This window comes from Burkholderia sp. MR1-5-21 (assembly GCF_053427715.1).
The window spans coordinates 1-355 of the sequence record NZ_JBSAXD010000143.1; the positions used below are offsets into that span (position 1 = coordinate 1).

1 protein-coding gene is annotated in these 355 nt (G+C 64.8%); it reads left to right on the forward strand.

Annotation, left to right across the window (positions count from 1 at the left end; all coding sequences use genetic code 11):
* On the forward strand, window positions 1-355 hold a 355-nt coding region (locus tag ACV229_RS40795), incomplete at both ends, for an ABC transporter ATP-binding protein (protein ID WP_448088691.1).

The following is a 355-nucleotide window of genomic DNA, read 5'->3' on the forward strand; positions in this document are numbered from 1 at the left end:
GCTCGTGCAGATGAGCAAGTACGCGCAGCGCAAGCCGCATCAGCTGTCCGGCGGCCAGCAGCAGCGCGTCGCGCTCGCGCGCTCGCTCGTCAAGCGCCCGAAGCTGCTGCTGCTCGACGAGCCGATGTCCGCGCTCGACAAGAAGATCCGCCAGAAGACCCAGCTCGAGCTCGTGAACATCATCGAGAAGGTCGACGTCACCTGCGTGATGGTCACGCACGACCAGGAAGAAGCGATGACGATGGCGAGCCGCCTCGCGGTGATGAGCGAGGGCAAGATCGTGCAGATCGGCTCGCCCGGCGAAGTGTACGAATTCCCGAACAGCCGCTTCTCGGCCGAGTTCATCGGCTCGACG